The organism is Azonexus sp. (assembly GCF_041909095.1).
GTDB lineage: Bacteria > Pseudomonadota > Gammaproteobacteria > Burkholderiales > Rhodocyclaceae > Azonexus.
This window is the reverse complement of record NZ_JAYREB010000001.1, coordinates 782,490-797,746: the sequence shown is the minus strand read 5'-3', so window position 1 is coordinate 797,746 and position 15,257 is coordinate 782,490. Positions and strand designations below refer to the sequence as shown.

18 protein-coding genes are annotated in these 15,257 nt (G+C 64.2%); 1 reads left to right on the top strand and 17 read right to left on the bottom strand.

The genetic code is table 11. The features are described 5' to 3' along the window. Positions 1 to 74: 74 nt before the first annotated feature. From ACE3OV_RS03860 to ybgC, 9 genes are read right to left on the bottom strand one after another with little or no spacing between them, the layout of a single operon-like run. Complete coding sequence (locus ACE3OV_RS03860; protein WP_374325203.1) at positions 75 to 437, bottom strand: PilZ domain-containing protein; 363 nt, start codon at positions 435 to 437, stop codon at positions 75 to 77. 15 nt (positions 438 to 452) lie between these two features. Next, positions 453 to 1,091 (bottom strand): 7-carboxy-7-deazaguanine synthase QueE, encoded by a 639-nt coding sequence (queE, locus tag ACE3OV_RS03855; protein ID WP_374325201.1) that lies wholly within the window; start codon positions 1,089 to 1,091, stop codon positions 453 to 455. Beyond that, positions 1,092 to 1,817, bottom strand: a complete 726-nt coding sequence (gene ybgF / locus ACE3OV_RS03850; protein ID WP_374325199.1) for a tol-pal system protein YbgF — start codon at positions 1,815 to 1,817, stop codon at positions 1,092 to 1,094. 2 nt (positions 1,818 to 1,819) lie between these two features. Next, entirely contained in the window at positions 1,820 to 2,368 is a 549-nt protein-coding gene (gene pal / locus ACE3OV_RS03845) for a peptidoglycan-associated lipoprotein Pal (RefSeq protein ID WP_374325198.1), read from the bottom strand. A gap of 19 nt (positions 2,369 to 2,387) precedes the next feature. Further along, complete coding sequence (gene tolB, locus ACE3OV_RS03840) at positions 2,388 to 3,656, bottom strand: Tol-Pal system beta propeller repeat protein TolB (RefSeq protein WP_374325196.1); 1,269 nt, start codon at positions 3,654 to 3,656, stop codon at positions 2,388 to 2,390. A 33-nt stretch (positions 3,657 to 3,689) separates the two neighbouring features. Next, positions 3,690 to 4,448 carry an energy transducer TonB gene (locus ACE3OV_RS03835; protein ID WP_374325193.1) on the bottom strand — a complete coding sequence of 253 codons (759 nt, stop codon included), beginning with the start codon at positions 4,446 to 4,448 and terminating at the stop codon, positions 3,690 to 3,692. Positions 4,449 to 4,452: 4 nt separating this feature from the next. Further along, entirely contained in the window at positions 4,453 to 4,851 is a 399-nt protein-coding gene (locus ACE3OV_RS03830; protein WP_374325191.1) for an ExbD/TolR family protein, read from the bottom strand. Between the two features lie 3 nt (positions 4,852 to 4,854). Then, the gene (tolQ, locus tag ACE3OV_RS03825) at positions 4,855 to 5,532 is read right to left on the bottom strand and encodes a protein TolQ (RefSeq protein ID WP_374325188.1); all 678 of its coding nucleotides are present in this window, start codon (positions 5,530 to 5,532) and stop codon (positions 4,855 to 4,857) included. Next, positions 5,529 to 5,951 carry a tol-pal system-associated acyl-CoA thioesterase gene (ybgC, locus tag ACE3OV_RS03820; protein WP_374325187.1) on the bottom strand — a complete coding sequence of 141 codons (423 nt, stop codon included), beginning with the start codon at positions 5,949 to 5,951 and terminating at the stop codon, positions 5,529 to 5,531. Before ybgC ends, tolQ begins: the two co-directional genes overlap by 4 nt. A 123-nt stretch (positions 5,952 to 6,074) precedes the next feature. Here ybgC and ACE3OV_RS03815 point away from each other — a divergent pair, with 123 nt between their 5' ends. Continuing rightward, positions 6,075 to 7,559 (top strand): diguanylate cyclase, encoded by a 1,485-nt coding sequence (locus ACE3OV_RS03815; RefSeq protein ID WP_374325185.1) that lies wholly within the window; start codon positions 6,075 to 6,077, stop codon positions 7,557 to 7,559. Positions 7,560 to 7,577: 18 nt separating this feature from the next. Here the strand turns inward: ACE3OV_RS03815 and ACE3OV_RS03810 are convergent, their stop codons facing one another. From ACE3OV_RS03810 to ACE3OV_RS03775, 8 genes are all read right to left on the bottom strand, one after another. Next, complete coding sequence (locus ACE3OV_RS03810) at positions 7,578 to 9,179, bottom strand: diguanylate cyclase domain-containing protein (protein ID WP_374325183.1); 1,602 nt, start codon at positions 9,177 to 9,179, stop codon at positions 7,578 to 7,580. Positions 9,180 to 9,184: 5 nt separating this feature from the next. Then, complete coding sequence (locus ACE3OV_RS03805) at positions 9,185 to 9,601, bottom strand: hypothetical protein (protein ID WP_374325181.1); 417 nt, start codon at positions 9,599 to 9,601, stop codon at positions 9,185 to 9,187. Positions 9,602 to 9,608: 7 nt separating this feature from the next. Then, on the bottom strand, positions 9,609 to 10,883 hold the full coding sequence (locus ACE3OV_RS03800) for a hypothetical protein (RefSeq protein WP_374325179.1): 1,275 nt from the start codon (positions 10,881 to 10,883) through the stop codon (positions 9,609 to 9,611). 104 nt (positions 10,884 to 10,987) lie between these two features. Continuing rightward, on the bottom strand, positions 10,988 to 12,046 hold the full coding sequence (ruvB, locus tag ACE3OV_RS03795) for a Holliday junction branch migration DNA helicase RuvB (RefSeq protein WP_374325177.1): 1,059 nt from the start codon (positions 12,044 to 12,046) through the stop codon (positions 10,988 to 10,990). Continuing rightward, on the bottom strand, positions 12,043 to 13,098 hold the full coding sequence (locus tag ACE3OV_RS03790) for an AI-2E family transporter (RefSeq protein WP_374325175.1): 1,056 nt from the start codon (positions 13,096 to 13,098) through the stop codon (positions 12,043 to 12,045). The genes ruvB and ACE3OV_RS03790 overlap by 4 nt, the downstream gene beginning before the upstream one ends. Further along, positions 13,098 to 13,676, bottom strand: coding sequence for a Holliday junction branch migration protein RuvA (ruvA, locus tag ACE3OV_RS03785; RefSeq protein ID WP_374325172.1), 579 nt, complete (start codon positions 13,674 to 13,676; stop codon positions 13,098 to 13,100). The genes ACE3OV_RS03790 and ruvA overlap by 1 nt, the downstream gene beginning before the upstream one ends. Before the next feature lie 34 nt (positions 13,677 to 13,710). After that, complete coding sequence (gene ruvC / locus ACE3OV_RS03780; RefSeq protein WP_374325170.1) at positions 13,711 to 14,244, bottom strand: crossover junction endodeoxyribonuclease RuvC; 534 nt, start codon at positions 14,242 to 14,244, stop codon at positions 13,711 to 13,713. 139 nt (positions 14,245 to 14,383) lie between these two features. Then, positions 14,384 to 15,238, bottom strand: a complete 855-nt coding sequence (locus ACE3OV_RS03775; protein WP_374325168.1) for a DMT family transporter — start codon at positions 15,236 to 15,238, stop codon at positions 14,384 to 14,386. Positions 15,239 to 15,257 lie beyond the last annotated feature (19 nt).

The window sequence follows — 15,257 nt, the reverse complement described above, 5'->3', positions numbered from 1 at the left end:
TTATATTCCATCTCTAAAGGATGGCTAATCGCAGTATGCCTTAAGTGATAGTGGCGCAGCAAGAACGCTTCTCATCAACCGCGGGAGAGCAGGCCGATTTCGCGTTCGAGAATGGATTCGTCGCCGAGGTTCAGTTCGACCAGGCGGCGCAGGTGAGTCACGCTGTCGAGGTCGATTTCATGGCAGGCCAGGCCGTAGGCGTCGCCTTGATGATGGACGACGGTGACCGCCATGCGGATGTCGGTTTCACCGCCGTCGAGGCGCAGATGGAGCACACCCTGGCCACCGATGCGGGTGTACATCGCGGCAGTAGGACGGATCAGTGCGCCCTTCAGGGAGAGGTCGAGCACTTCGACCGGATGTTCGCCATCGGCCAGGAACAGGCGGGCCGGCCCGGAAAACCCGATGCGGGTGAATTGCCTGCGATTCTCGGCCATGCTTGTCTCCAGGGGCTATTTGCCCTGAATGTTACCCCAAAGCAGCTTGTGCAACTGCAACTGGAAGCGCACCGGCAGGCCGTCTTCGAGGATCCAGCCGGCCAGTGCCACCGGCTCGACGCTGCCCTGCGCCGGCGAAAAGAGGACCGGGCAGCGGCTGTCGAGGGCGTGCGCGTGCACGACTTCGCGCGCCCATTCGTAATCCTCGCGCGAGGCGATGACGATCTTGATCTCGTCTTTTGCCTGCAGATGCGCCAGGTTGGCCCACAGATTCTTCGCTGCTTCGCCGGAATCGGGTGCCTTGATGTCCATGATGCAGGAAACCCGCGGGTCGACCGGGGCGATGTCGAAGGCGCCCGAGGTCTCCAGCGAGACGTCGTAGCCGGCGTCGCACAAGGCCGTCAGTAGTGGCAGGCATTCCTTCTGGGCCAGCGGCTCGCCGCCGGTGACGCAGACCTGATGCGCCGGGTGCCGGGCGACGGCGGCCAGGATCTCGGCGATTTCCATGATCTCGCCGCCGCTGAAGCTGTAGGTGGTGTCGCACCAGGTGCAGCGCAGCGGGCAGCCGGTGAGGCGGACGAAGACGGTCGGCAGGCCGACCCGCGAGGCCTCGCCTTGCAGCGAGTAAAAGATTTCGGTGATGCGCAGCGCCACTTAGTTCTTCTTCAGACGTTCCCTGGCCTTGTCGGCGGCCGGTGAGGCAGGGTATTTCTGGAGCAGGGTTTCCAGCGATTGCGCGGCGCCCTTGCGGTTGCCGAGTTCCTGTTGGCAGGTCGAGATCGCCAGCAGCGCGTCTGGCGCCTTGTCGCTGTCCGGGTAGCGGGTGATGACCTGGCTCTGCGCTTCGATCGCCTTGTTGCAGTTGCGCTGCGCGAACCAGGCATTGCCCAGCCAGTACTGCGCGTTGGGCGCCAGCGTGGCAGTCGGATGCTGTTGCACGAAGCTGGCGAAAGCGGCCGCCGCTTCCGCGTATTTCGCCGCCTTGAACAGGTCGAGGGCAGCGTCGTAGCTGCGGGTTTCCGTGCCCTGGTCACCGGCCACCGCCGCCTGCGGGCCGCCAGCGCTGGCGGCCGTTGGGGCGGCCTCGAAGCGGCGCAGCCGGCTGTCGAGGTCGAGATAGAAGTCCTGCTGCCGCTGCTTGGCCTGCTCCAGTTCATGGCTCAGGGTTTCGACCTGGCCGCGCAGGCGGGCGATTTCTTCCGCCTGGCGCTGGATCTGCGCCGAGAGTTCGAGTTGGGCCCGGGCCTGCTGATCGAAGCGCGCCTCGCTGGCGATCTTCAGGTCAGCGATCTGGCGCCGGGCCTCGTTGTCGTCGAACAGCGCCCAGGCAGGCTGGCTGCCCAGGAGCCCGACCAGCATCAGCAGCGGCAGGCGGCGCATGATCAGAACTCGCCGCGGCCGTCAGGGGCGCGATAGAGGATGTCGGCGCGACGGTTTTCGGCGAAGGCGGTTTCGTCATGGCCCGGGTTGCGCGGCTTTTCTTCGCCGAGGCTGACCGATTCGACCTGATCTTCGCGGGCGCCGAGCAGGACCAGGGCACGCTTCACCGCGTCGGCACGCTTCTGGCCGAGCGACAGGTTGTATTCGCGGCTACCGCGTTCGTCGGTGTTGCCTTGCAGCAGCACCTTGAAGTCGCGGTTGGCGACCAGGAATTTGGCGTGGGCGGCGACCAGCGCCTGGTATTCGCTCTTCACTTCGTACTTGTCGAGATCGAAGTAGATGCTGCGTTGCGAGAGCTGGCTCTTCGGGTCGGTCAGGACGCGCGGCAGGCCGCTGGCGTCGAGGCCGTCGGCAACCACCGGGGTGACGTCTGACTGCTGGCTGCCGGTGCGGCTTTCAACCGGGGCGCCAGCGTTTTCGTCCGGGGTGGGGGTGGTGCTGCAACCAGCGATCAGGGCGAGCAGCAGGGAAATCGACAACAGTTTCTTCATGAGTTTCTCCGACGAGGTTCTATTTCAGGAATGGCCCCCAAGCCGGCTCGCGGACGTCGCCAGCGGCAATGGTGAGGCGTTGTTTTATGCGACCGTCGGCGGAGACGGCGGAAAGTACGCCGCGCCCGCCAGTTTCCGTGGCGATCAGGATCATCCGGCCGTTCGGGGCAAAGCTCGGCGACTCATCCTTGGTCGAATCGGTGAGTACCTGCACCTGGCGGCTGGCGAGGTCCATGACCGCCAGCTGGAAACGTCCCTCGCGCCGGGAGATGAAGGCCAGCGTGCGGCCGTCCGGCGAGGGACGGGGCGAAACGTTGTAGCTGCCTTCAAAGGTGACGCGCTGGGCGGAGCCCCCATTGGCGTCGATCCGGTAGATCTGCGGACTGCCGCCGCGATCCGAGGTGAAATAGATGCTCGAACCATCCGCTGCGTAGCGCGGTTCGGTGTCGATGCCGGCGGACTGGCTCAGGCGCTGCAGGCCACCACCGTCGGCGTTGACCGTGTACAGCTGGGAATTGCCGTCCTTGGAGAGGACGACGGCGAGCTTGCGGCCGTCCGGCGACCACGCCGGTGCCGAGTTGGAACCCTTGAAGTTGGCGACGATGCGGCGCTGGCCGGAAGCCAGCGAATGCACGTAGATCATCGGTTTCTTCTTCTCGAAGGAGACGTAGGAGAGGCGGCTGCCATCCGGCGACCAGACCGGCGAGATGATCGGTTCGGCCGAGGTCAGCGCGGTGGCGGCGCCCTGACCATCGGCATCGGCGACCTGCAGCAGGTACTGACCGCGCGACTTGACGACGTAAGCGATGCGCGTCGAGAAGACGCCGCGTTCGCCGGTCAGCTTCTCGTAGATGAAATCGGCGATGCGGTGGCCGGCCATGCGCATCTGCGCCTTGCCGGTGACGTAGACGGCGCCGCCCAGCGGCTCGCCCTTCTGTGTGTCGTAGAGGCGGAAGCGTGCCTCGATGCGGCCGTCGGCCGCGCGCAGCACGCTGCCGGCGGCCAGTGCATCAGCGCCACGGGCTTTCCAGGCGGCATAATCGACTGGCGCGTTCTCGTCCATCGTCCCGCTGGGCGGCACGATGCGGAACAGGCCGCTGCGTTCGAGATCGGCGCGGACGACGCTGGTGATGTCGTGCGACAACGCGGCATCGCCGGCAAATTCGGCGATGCTGACGGGAATCCGGCTGGCGCCGGCGCCGGTGATCTCGATCGACAGCTGGGCCTGGGCCAGGCCGGCGCCGAGCAGGCCGAAAATCAGGAAGATGCGACGGGAAATTCTGGACATTGTGATGTCGGCTTCATGGAATGGGTTGCGATTCTACTCTTCAAACGGCTTGTATTTGATTTCGAGCGTGCGCTGAAACTGGCTGGGGTCGTCGGGCTTCGGCAGTGGCGAGGATTTGCGGATCGCCCTTTCGATCGCTTCGTCGAGCGCCGGCACGCCGCTCGAGCGCTTGAGGCGGATCGATAGAACGTCGCCGCCAGGCAACTGGTTGACCTCGAACACGGCTTCCGGGTTGCCCGGCAGGTTGGGCGGCAGCACGATGTTGCCGCGCACCTTGGTGCGGATCTTCGCCGCGTAGCCTTCCAGCCCGCGCCGGTTGGCCGCTGCTTTCTGCGCCTGGTCGGCCAGTTCGGCGAGGTGGTCCTGTTCGGCGACGACCTGGCGTTGCCGGTTTTCGCGTTCGAGCATTTCCTTGAACGGATCGTTCTTCGGCTTCGCTACCGGTTTGGCTTCGGGTTTCGGCGCCGGTTTGGGCGGCTCGGGCTTGGGTTCCGGCTTCTTCTTTTCTTCCTTGACGACGATCGCCGGCGGCTTTGGCGTTTCCAGTTTTTTCGGCGGTTCGGGCTTCGGTTCCGGTTTGGGCTTGGGTTCTGGCGCCGGTGCCGGTTCCGGCGGGGCGACGCGTGTCGCCTTCTGCGGTGTTGGCGACCATAGCTCGACCTGCATCGCCTCCGGTTCGCTGCGTTTCCACTGCACGCCGAGGAAAAGGGCGCCGATCAGTGCCAGGTGGACCAGCAGCGTGAAGGTCAGCGCCTTCTTGCGGCCAGGTTCGGCGGGGGCTTCCGGGCGCATTGCCTTACTTGACCGCAGTTTCCAGCGCGACGCGGGAGAAGCCGGCCTTCTTGACCTCGTCCAGCACGCGGATCACTTCCTTGTACGGCGCTTCGCCGTCGCCAGCCACCAGTACCGCCGTCTCACGGGCTTCCTGGCGACCGGCGAGCTGCTCGCGCAGCTCGCGCATGCCGGCCAGCGGGCGCTCCTTGCCGTCAAGGTCGAAGAGGACCAGGGCGCCGTCCTTGTCGACCTGCACCTTCAGGTACTTGTCGGGTTTCTGCGGCGCCGTGCCGGCGCTCGGCAGCTCGACCGAGCCGGTCGTCATCATCGGCGTCGCCACCATGAAGATGACGAGCAGCACCAGCATCACGTCGATGTAGGGGACGACGTTGATTTCGTTCTTGAGTCGGCGCTGGCGCATGGTTTAACGCATCTGCCGCTGCAGGATGTTGGAGAACTCTTCCATGAACGACTCGTAGCGCACCGCCAGGCGGTCGATGTCGTGCGAGAAGCGGTTGTAGGCAAGCACCGCCGGGATCGCCGCGAAGAGGCCGATCGCCGTCGCCACCAGGGCTTCGGCGATGCCGGGGGCAACCGAGGCGAGGGTTGCCTGGCCAACGTTGGAGAGGCCGCGGAAGGCGTGCATGATCCCCCAGACGGTGCCGAACAGGCCGATGTAGGGCGACACCGAGCCGACCGAGGCGAGGAAGGCGAGGTGCGCTTCGAGGGCATCCATCTCACGCTGGTAGGTGGCGCGCATGGCGCGCCGCGAACCGTCGACCACGTCTTTCGAATCGAGGTGCTTCTGGCCGCGCAGCTTGGTGAATTCGCGGAAGCCGGCTTCGAAGATGCGTTCCATCGAACCGGTCTGGTGACGGCCTTCGACCGCGCTCTGGTAAAGGTTGCTGAGGTCGCCGCCGGACCAGAAGTCGCGTTCGAAATCCTCGGTCTTGGCGCGTGCCTGGCGTACCGCGAACCATTTCATCGCGATGTAGTACCAGGACATGAAGGAGACGCCGGCAAGCAGCGCCATGACGATCTGGACGACGGCCGAAGCCTCGAGGATCAGATGGAGGATGGAGAGGTCCTGGGTGACGTTCATTTGAGTTGTTCGAGCCGGGTATGCAGGAAATCGGGAATCGGGGCGGGGGTCATGGTCGCCATGTTGACGCAGGCGATTTCAACCTCGCCGGTGACTAGCTCCTCGTCGCCACGGCGTACCGACTGGCGGAAAACGACGCGGACGCGGGTGAGCTTCTCGACGCTCAGGCCGACCTCGATCAGATCGTCGAGGCGCGCCGGTTTCAGGTATTCGCAACTTGCCTTGCGGGCAACGAAGCCGATGCCGGCTTCGGCGGCGAGCTGGGCCTGGCCGTAACCGGCGTTGCGCATCCATTCGGTGCGGCAGCGTTCGAAGAAGCGCAGGTAATTGGCGTAGTAGACGACGCCGCCGGCATCCGTATCCTCGTAGTAAACGCGGACCGGGATCGAGAAGCTGGGCTGGTGGGGCTGGGATGACATCCGGCGATTTTATCTTGTGCTGGAACATCCTATTGTAACGGCTTGTTTCCACGAAAATATCGCCATTTTGAACTGTCATCAGGGAGGCTGGTCTTCTGGCGGTCCCTTGCGCATAATGCCCCCATGCCCGGAAAACTCCGCCTCATCGATCGCCGCAGCCTGATTCTGCTGCTCGGCCTGCTGCTCAGCGTCGGCTTCTTCGCCACCACGCTGTTCGGCTACTTCGTCTCGCGCGAGGCGATCCGCAGCGCGATCATCGGCCAGGACCTGCCGCTGACGGCGAGCAACATCTATTCGGAAATCCAGAAGGATCTGGTGCGACCGGTACTGATCTCGTCAACCATGGCGCACGACACCTTCCTGCGCGACTGGGTGCTCGGCGGCGAACGCGACGTCCGGGCGATGACCCGTTACCTGCATGAGATCAAGCTCAGGCACAAGGCTTTCAGCAGCTTCTTCGTCTCGGAAAAAACCGCCATCTACTACACCGGCGACGGCATCCTGAAGCAGGTGTCGCCGAGCGAGCCGCGCGATGTCTGGTATTACCGGGTGCGCAAGATGAGCGAGGATTACGAGATCAACGTCGATCCCGACCTGGCCAACCGCGACGCGCTGACCATCTTCATCAATTACCGGGTCTTCGATTTCGACAACCGCTACATTGGTGCCACCGGCATCGGCCTCACCGTCGACTCGGTGCGCCGCTTGATCCGCGAGTACCAGGCGCGCTTCAAGCGCACCATCTACTTCACCGACGCCAGTGGTCGCGTCGTCGTCCAGGGCGATCAGGTGCCGCTACCCAACCTGCGCCAGCGGCCGGGGCTGGCGGCGCAGCTCGACGCCATCCTCAAGCAGGGCGGCGGCATTTACCAGTTCGTCGATGAGGGCGACAACCACATCCTCAACGTCAATTACCTGCCCGAGCTGCAGTGGTACCTGTTCGTCGAGCAGAACGAGGACGTCGCGCTCGCTGGCGTCCGCCAGACCCTGTACATCAACCTGGCGATCAGCCTGCTGGTGACGCTGATCGTCACCTGGCTCTGTTACATCACGCTCGGTCATTACCAGTCGCGGATCGAGAAGATGGCGTCGACCGACAAGCTGACCGGACTGCTCAACCGCCACGCCTTCGGCATCCTGATCGACAAGCTGATCGCCAGCTACCGGCGCAGCCCGCGGCCGATCAGCTTCCTCCTCGCCGACATCGACCACTTCAAGGCGGTCAATGACGGTTACGGGCATCGCGTCGGCGATCGCGTTCTGGTCCAGGTTGCCGCCGCACTGCGTACCCAGTTGCGCGAGGCTGACTTTGCCGTGCGCTGGGGCGGTGAGGAATTCCTGCTGGTCCTGCCCGGCTGCGCTGCCGGGGAAGCACGCGCCGTCGCCGAGAAGTTGCGTCAGGCGGTTGCCGAGTCGATTCCCTGCGCCGAATGGCAGGAACTGCGGGTGACGATCAGCATCGGCGTCAGCGAATTCGACGGCGAGGAAACCCCGGATCAGGCGATCGGCCGCGCCGACAACGCGCTTTACGCAGCCAAGCACGCGGGGCGCAATACCATCATGCTGTCCCAGCCGGGGGCCGCCCAGGGCGTCTGCGTGGCCGGCTGAAGCTGCCGCTAAGCTGGCTCAACAGGAAATGGCTGCTTGGGGTCGGGCAACCGCGTACGCATTTTTTCCGCTGCCCTTGACGTGATACATGGCGACATCAGCGGCATCAAGCAGCTGACGACTGTTTTCGCCATGCTCCGGGAACCTGGCGATGCCAACACTGGCTCCGACCGAGACAGTGCAGTCTTTGCCCACGGTAATCGGCGCAGAGAGTAGTGAGACAAGCTCCCCGGCCAGGCCTTCCAGCATTCTGATGCCGGCATTGCCTGGTCCGATGATGATGACGAATTCGTCTCCGCCCAGTCGGCTGACCAGGTCGTGGTTCCGCCGCAAAATGCTGCCCAGGCGTTCGCCGACAACCTTGAGCACGCAATCGCCAACCAAATGGCCGTGAGTGTCGTTGATCTCCTTGAAACCATCCAGATCGATCAACATCAGGCCAAGGTCATTCCTGTGGGTATGGGCGTAGGACACGGCGTTCTCGAGAAACAACTCCATGGCCCGGCGATTAGGCAGGCCGGTTAGTGGATCGACCTCGGCTGCGCGCTGCGCTTCCTGTTCGCGCATTCTTCGTACCGTGACATCGTAGAGCACTCCTTCGATCAATTCGATATCACCCTGCGCATCGACGGTGACCGAAATCATGCAGTGGGCCCAGCGTTCACTGCCATCGTGACTGCGCAACTGCAGGTCACTGGCAACCGACTGGCCGCAGTCGTGCGCTTGCCAGACCATCAGCCAGGCCTGCTCAGGCAAACAGAAGATGGTCCCGATCAAATCGGCATTTCCGTCAGCGCTGGCGGTGTCGAAGCTGATGCCGACAATGCGCGTCATCAACGTGGAATTGCAGTTCAGCAATCTGCCGTCTGGTTTGAGGATCATGATGCCGACGTTGGTCGTCTCGAAAATCCGCCGGTAATGGGCTTCCATTTCCGCAACTTCCGCCTGCAGACGGCGCTCTTCGAGAATGGCGGCCTCCACGGCGGAGAGCAGGGTATTCCCACTGCGCACCAGCAAGCCGATTTCATTGCGTTCATGGCCGGCGGGGACCGGAATCCGTCGACTGCTTCCCGGTCGAATTGCTTCAAGCTCGCGGGCGACCCGGGTCAAGGGGTGCCCGACAACGCGTCCGAAGAGGATCATCAGCAAGCCTGCGGAAATCAGCACCTGCAACATCAGCAGCATGGCATAACGCAGGGCTGACGCCCGAGCCTGCCGATTGACCTCTGCCTCGGTCTGCCAGACCAGCAGGCGACCGATAGGGTCCTGTTGGTCGACAGGCGACAGCAGGGGGTACTCAACCGGCAGACCGCGGCTTTCATCTCGCTGCTGCTCGTGCACGAAACCCCGCGACGATTCAATACGCACCCCCTGGATGATCGGGTTGGCCAGCAGACCTTCGGCTACTTCGGCAGATATTTCCCGATTGCCGACAAAGGCGCCGACTGCAGCAGAAGCCTGAACTGTGGCAACCAGTTGGTCCTGCAGCGTTCGCGCCTGCGTATGCTGGGAACGGTATTCGAGCACAAAGGAAATCAGGCCTACCGCTGCGGCAAATGCCAGAGAGCCCACGGCGACAGACAGCGCCAGTCGTTTGTGGATACTTTGGAAGGGGGGCAAGGGCTTCAATCCTTGAGGTGCAGAACTGTCCTGACCCCGGCGTCCTGAGGCACGAATCCGATATAGCCGATCGCCCCGGAATTGCGCCGGACGATGTCGATTACCGCTTGTTCATTCGGCAAGGGTTGTGGCGGAATTTCCTGTCCGGAGAACATCAGGCGTGACCAGTAAGTATTCACCTGGCTGATGCCCATGCTGGCTACCGCCCTGAAGAAGCGCTGGCGCAGTTGGTTGTCGCGGGGGAGGTCGAAGACCAGGGCGTACTCCCCGGATGGGAAGGTTCGGGTTCGCGCCAGATAAAGCGCGGCGACCTCTTCTGCACTCAGGCTTTTCACCGGATTTCCGGCATTGACGATAATTGCAATGTCGGCCATCAGGGGCAGGGGCAGGGCCAGACAGAGAACGAGGAGCAATCGTTTCATTGCCGCCTCAGAAGACAAAGTCCAGCGTGGTGGTCAGCACATTGACTTGGTCTGCTGCCGGGTCCGAGGTCGCCTGTGGCGACCACAAGCCCCAGCCATGATTGCGCACGCGGACATGGTCCCATTGCAACTTGAAGGCAGCCTGACTATGGAAGTCCCAACGCAAGCCGAGCGAGGTCGTCGTTTGCGCCGAACGTTGAGCGTTGAGTAGTCTGAGCGTCCAGGATTGCAGCAACGGCCCCTGGGGGATTCCCGACCAGTCGGCCTTGACCCGCTTGAGCGGCTCGGCTCGCGAACCGCTGAACATCACGTAGGGAAGGAAATTGCCAAAGCGATAACCGGCACTCAGGTAGGCCTGTTCGCCACGAGGGAAGAGGATGGTTTCAGAAGAAAGCTTGCTGACTTCTCCTTGCAGCATCCAGCGGCCATTGTCGTAGGCAAAACCGGCCGAGGCAAAACTGACCCGGGCGCCCTTCATTTGCAGTTCGTCGCGCAATTCCCTGGCCTCGGCGATGGCCGCCGGGAACAGAAGACCGGCCAGCGGATTGCTGATCAGTAAGTTGAGCGAGGGCTCGACGAGCAAGGCCCCTGTACTCTCCTTTTCGAGGTGGAAACTGGTGTAGCCGACGCGGACCTTCAATGGCCCCTGTTCGTGAATCAGCGCCAGGCCCCACAGATCCTTGCCTTCCAGGGGATAATCCTGAATTGGTGTGCCCTGGGGAATCGTGGCCTTGATCCTGCCGCCCATCGCCTTGAGTCGCCAGACTCCGCCGGCCTGCGGCAGACTGTAGGTAACATCAAGTCCATCGTAGTAGTGCATGGCGATGAAGCCGTACGACTCAAGCGGCGGACGCACCCAGGGGAAGGCATACCCGACCTCAAGGTAGTCCGACATCAGGAAAGTGGCGTCGGCCATCCGCCCCAGGCGGAAATGCAGGTTGGGATCGGGACGATAGCCCACGAAAGCGCGCGACACCGAGTTGGCGAGCGAGTTATCGGCCTGCTCGCGTGCGCGCACTTGCCCGATGAACTGCCACTGGGGACTCAGGGTATAGGAAAGCTGCAGCCCCAGCATGCTGTCCGTATGAAACGAAGTGTTTTTCCCGGGTTCGCCGTTTTGCCCGATATCGCGAACAAACCCGTGCTCATCATTCGGGTTGTGCACCAGCCCCACGGTACCGAAGCCGCTGAGCACCAAATTACTGGACTCGGGCTCCGCTTGCGCGCACAGCGGCAAGGTCAGGAGGCCAGAACACAACAGGAGGGCGCGAAAACGCTTCATTCACTGACCTGGGAAGTTGCCGGATTAGCGGCCTCGGTCGAATCGTCAAAAACTGCAAAATCAACAAGCACAAGGCTTTATTAGACTACACCATGACGTTTAAATCAATTCTCCGACAGCAAGTCTTTCGTCATGGTGGCAGCGGGTTCCTGCAGGCCGAGGTGGCGGTAGATAGCCGGCGTCGCGATGCGCCCGCGCAGCGTGCGCTGCAGGTAGCCCTGCTGGATCAGGTAGGGTTCGAGCACATCCTCGATCGTGTCGCGCGCCTCGCCGATCGCCGCCGCCAGGTTGTCGACGCCGACCGGGCCGCCGCCGAACTTGTCGATCACCGCCGACAGCAGCTTCCTGTCCATCAGGTCGAGGCCGGCCGGGTCCACGTCGAGCATGTGCAGGGCGCGGTCGGCGATGTCGCGGCCGATGCTGCCGTCGCCCTTCACTTCCGCGTAGTCGCGCACCCGGCGCAGCAGGCGGTTGGCGATGCGCGGCGTGCCGCGCGAGCGCTTGGCGATTTCCAGCGCGCCGTCAGGGTCGATCGGCGCGTTCAGCAGCGATGCCGAGCGGCTGACAATGCTGCGCAACTCTTCCGCGTTGTAGAACTCGAGGCGGGCGACGATGCCGAAGCGGTCGCGCAGCGGGTTGGTCAGCATGCCGGCGCGGGTGGTCGCGCCGACCAGCGTGAACGGCGGCAAATCCAGTTTCACCGAGCGCGCCGCCGGGCCTTCACCGATCATGATGTCGATCTGGAAATCTTCCAGCGCCGGGTAGAGGATTTCCTCGACCACCGGGCTCAAACGGTGGATTTCGTCGATGAACAGCACGTCGTGCGGTTCGAGGTTGGTCAGGATGGCAGCCAGGTCGCCGGCGCGTTCGAGCACCGGGCCGGAAGTCTGGCGCAGGTTCACCCCCATTTCGGCGGCGACGATGTGGGCCAGCGTCGTCTTGCCCAGGCCGGGCGGGCCGAACAGCAGCACGTGGTCGAGCGATTCGCCGCGCTTCTTCGCCGCCTGGATGAAGATTTCTAGCTGTTCGCGGATCTTCTGCTGGCCGGTGTAGTCGGCCAGGCGCTTCGGGCGCAGGGCGCGTTCGAGCGCTTCTTCCTGGGCGGATTTGGCGGTCGGCGCGATGATCCGCTCGAGCGGCGCCAGCTTGTCGGTTTCGATCATGATGTTGGTTCCTCGCGCAGCCAGCGCGTCAGGAGCAGTTGACCGAGCGCCAGCAGCACCGGGCCGAGGAAAATGCCGATGAAGCCGAACACCAGCACGCCGCCGAACACGCCGAGAGCGACGATAAGCACCGACAGGCCGGCACCGCGTGCCATCAGCAGCGGCTTGACGACATTGTCGATGCTGCTGATGATGAGCAGGCCGTAGAGCGCCATGAAGATCGCCCAGCCGGTCTGGCCGTCGCTGTAGAGCCACAATGCGGCGCCGCCCCAGACCAGCGGCGGGCCGACCGGGATCATCGACAGGAAGAAGGTGGCGAAGCCGAGCAGCACCGGCGCCGGCGCGCCGGCGACGAAGAAGCCGAGCATTGCCACCGAGCCCTGCGCGGCGGCGGTGCCGACGATGCCGAGCATGACGCCGAATACGGTGCCGCGCGCCTTGTCGACCAGGCCGGCGCCGAGTTCGCCGCCGAGCTTGCGGGCGCCGCCGTAGAGCGCGGCGGCAACGACTTCGCCGTCGCGGTAGAGGAAGAAGACGACGAACAGGACCAGCGCCAGTTGCAACAGACCGTTGGCGACGACGCCGCCGGCGGCGATCAGGAACTGGCGGGCCGGCGCCACGCCCTGCGCGAGAAGGGTGTTGAGCGCTTCCCGGCTGCTCGCCACTTCATGCCAGAAGTCGATCATCCGCTGGCCGAACAGCGGCACCTCGGCGAACCAGGCCGGCGCTTCGGTCGGCAGGCCCTGGTCGACGTAGGGCTTGATCAGGTCGATCAGGTGATCGGCGCCGCTGGCCAGCGCGCCGGCCAGAAAAATGGTCGGCACCAGCAGGATCAGCACCAGCAGCACGACCATCAGCGCGGCGCCCACGGTATCGCGTCCGCGCAGTCGCGGCAGCACGCGCTCGCGGTAGCTCTCCCAGGTGCACACCCAGATCACCAGCGCGAACAGCAGGGCGCCGACGAAGGGCAGCAGCACGGCGATGCAGCCGACGATGATCAGCACCACCAGCGCGATCTGCGCCAGCCGTTTGGGTTCGTCGTCGAGCAGCATCAGCCCTTGGACAACAGCTTGAGTGCCTGGCGGATGCCGTCGGAGGTGCCGACGTCAGCCGGCAACTGCTTCAGCGCGGCGGCGGCTTCCTTCTCGTTGTAGCCAAGCGCCAGCAAGGCATTGGAAATGTCGGCGCGGGCATCGTCGGCCGCGACATTGAGCGATACGCCGCCGACCTGGGCAAGCTTGCCCTTGAGTTCGAGCAGCAGGCGTTCGGCGGTCTTCTTGCCGATCCCGGGAATCTTCACCAGGCGGCCGAGTTCCTGCTGCGCCACGGCCGCCGCCAGGTCATTGACCGACAGCCCGGAGAGCACCGACAGCGCGGTGCGCGCGCCGATCCCCGAAACCTTGAGCAACTGGCGGAAGGCGAAACGCTCAGCCTCACCGAGGAAACCGTAGAGGAAATGCCCGTCCTCGCGCACCGCGAAGTGGGTGAGCAGGGTCACTTTCTCGCCGACCGAGGGCAAGTTGTAGAAGGTGCTCATCGGCACGTCGAGCTCGTAGCCGACGCCGTTCACGTCAAGCACGATCTGCGGCGGGTTCTTTTCGACGACGAGGCCGGTGAGTCTTCCGATCATGGGGCAATCCGATACTGTATGTCCAAACAGGTTCTCATCCTATCAGCCGCCCGCCGCGAACGCGATACCCCGCCGTCGCCAGCGCCCCCAGACCCTGCCCGCCGTGCGCGTGACAGATCGCGCAGGCCAGCGCGTCGGCGGCATCCGCCGTTGGCGCACCGGGCAGGTTGAGTAGGCGGACAACCATCTCCTGCACCTGCTCCTTGGCCGCCTTGCCGTGCCCGACCACCGCCTGCTTGACCTGCAGCGCGGTGTATTCGGCCACCGGCAGCCCGCCATGGACCAGCGCCGACATCGCCGCCCCGCGCGCCTGGCCGAGCAGCAGCGTCGATTGCGGATTGACGTTGACGAAGACCTTCTCGATCGCCGACTGATCCGGCCGATAGGTCGCGATCACCTCGCCGATGCCGGCGAACAAGGTGCCGATGCGCTCGGGCAGCGATTCCTTGTCGTTCGACTTGATGCAGCCGCTGGCGACGTAGACCAACTGGTTGCCGTGCTTCTCGATGACGCCAAAGCCGGTCACGCGCAAACCGGGGTCGATGCCGAGGATACGGGGCGCGCTCATCGCAGCGTCCTCCTGTATCGCGCGTGGTCGGCTTCAGCGCAGGCTGACCGGCGCCGCCGGTCAAGCGGGCGAAGCCCGCGGCCGCAGCTAAACCTGGGCACGCGCAGGCCGGGGTCGATGCCGAGAATGCACACGCCGCTCACTTCGCCGGCCTCGCCACCAGATACACGCCACCGACCGCCACTGCCATGCCGAGCACCGCGACCGGCGTCAACGTCTCGCCGAACACCGCCCAGGCGATCAGCGCCGTCGTTGGCGGCGTCAGGTAGAAGAGGCTGGCGACATTGACCGCGCTGCCGTTGCGAATCAGCAGATTGAGCAGGCTGATTGCACCAAGCGACAGGACCAGCACCAGCCAGCCCAGCGCAAACAGGAATTCGCCGCGCCAGTCGATGCGGTAATCCTCGAACAGCGCAACGGCGATGGCCGTCACGATGGCTGTCGGCACGAACTGAATGACCGAACCGGTGCGCAGGTCGAAGCGGGCGCAGAAGCGCTTCTGGTAGAGCGTGCCGGCGGTGATGGCGAGCAGCGCTACCAGCGCCGGCCACAGCATGGGGCCGAGCGCGCCGTCACCGAGCTTGCCGGACACGACCAGGCCAACGCCGACGAAACCCATGGCCAGCCCGCCCCATTGGCGAGCGCTTACTTTCTCGCCGAGTAGCCAGCCGGCAATGCAGGCGGTCAGCAGCGGTTGCATGCCAACGACCAGGGCGGTGATCCCGGCCGGCAGGCCGTGGCCGATGGCGACAAAGACGCCGCCCAGGTAAAAGGCATGGACGAGCACGCCAGAGACGCCGATGTGCAGCCACTGCGCCGGGTCTTTCGGCCACGGCGCGCGGGTCAGCAGGGCAATCGCCAGCATCAGCACGATCACCAGCCCGTAGCGGGTGAGCAGGAAGGACAGGGGTTCAGCGTAAGGCAGGCCGAACTTGGCACCGATGAAACCGGTGCTCCACAGGAAGACGAAGAGCAGGGGGTAGGCGCGTTGCATGGCCTAAGCTCCCCGTGCC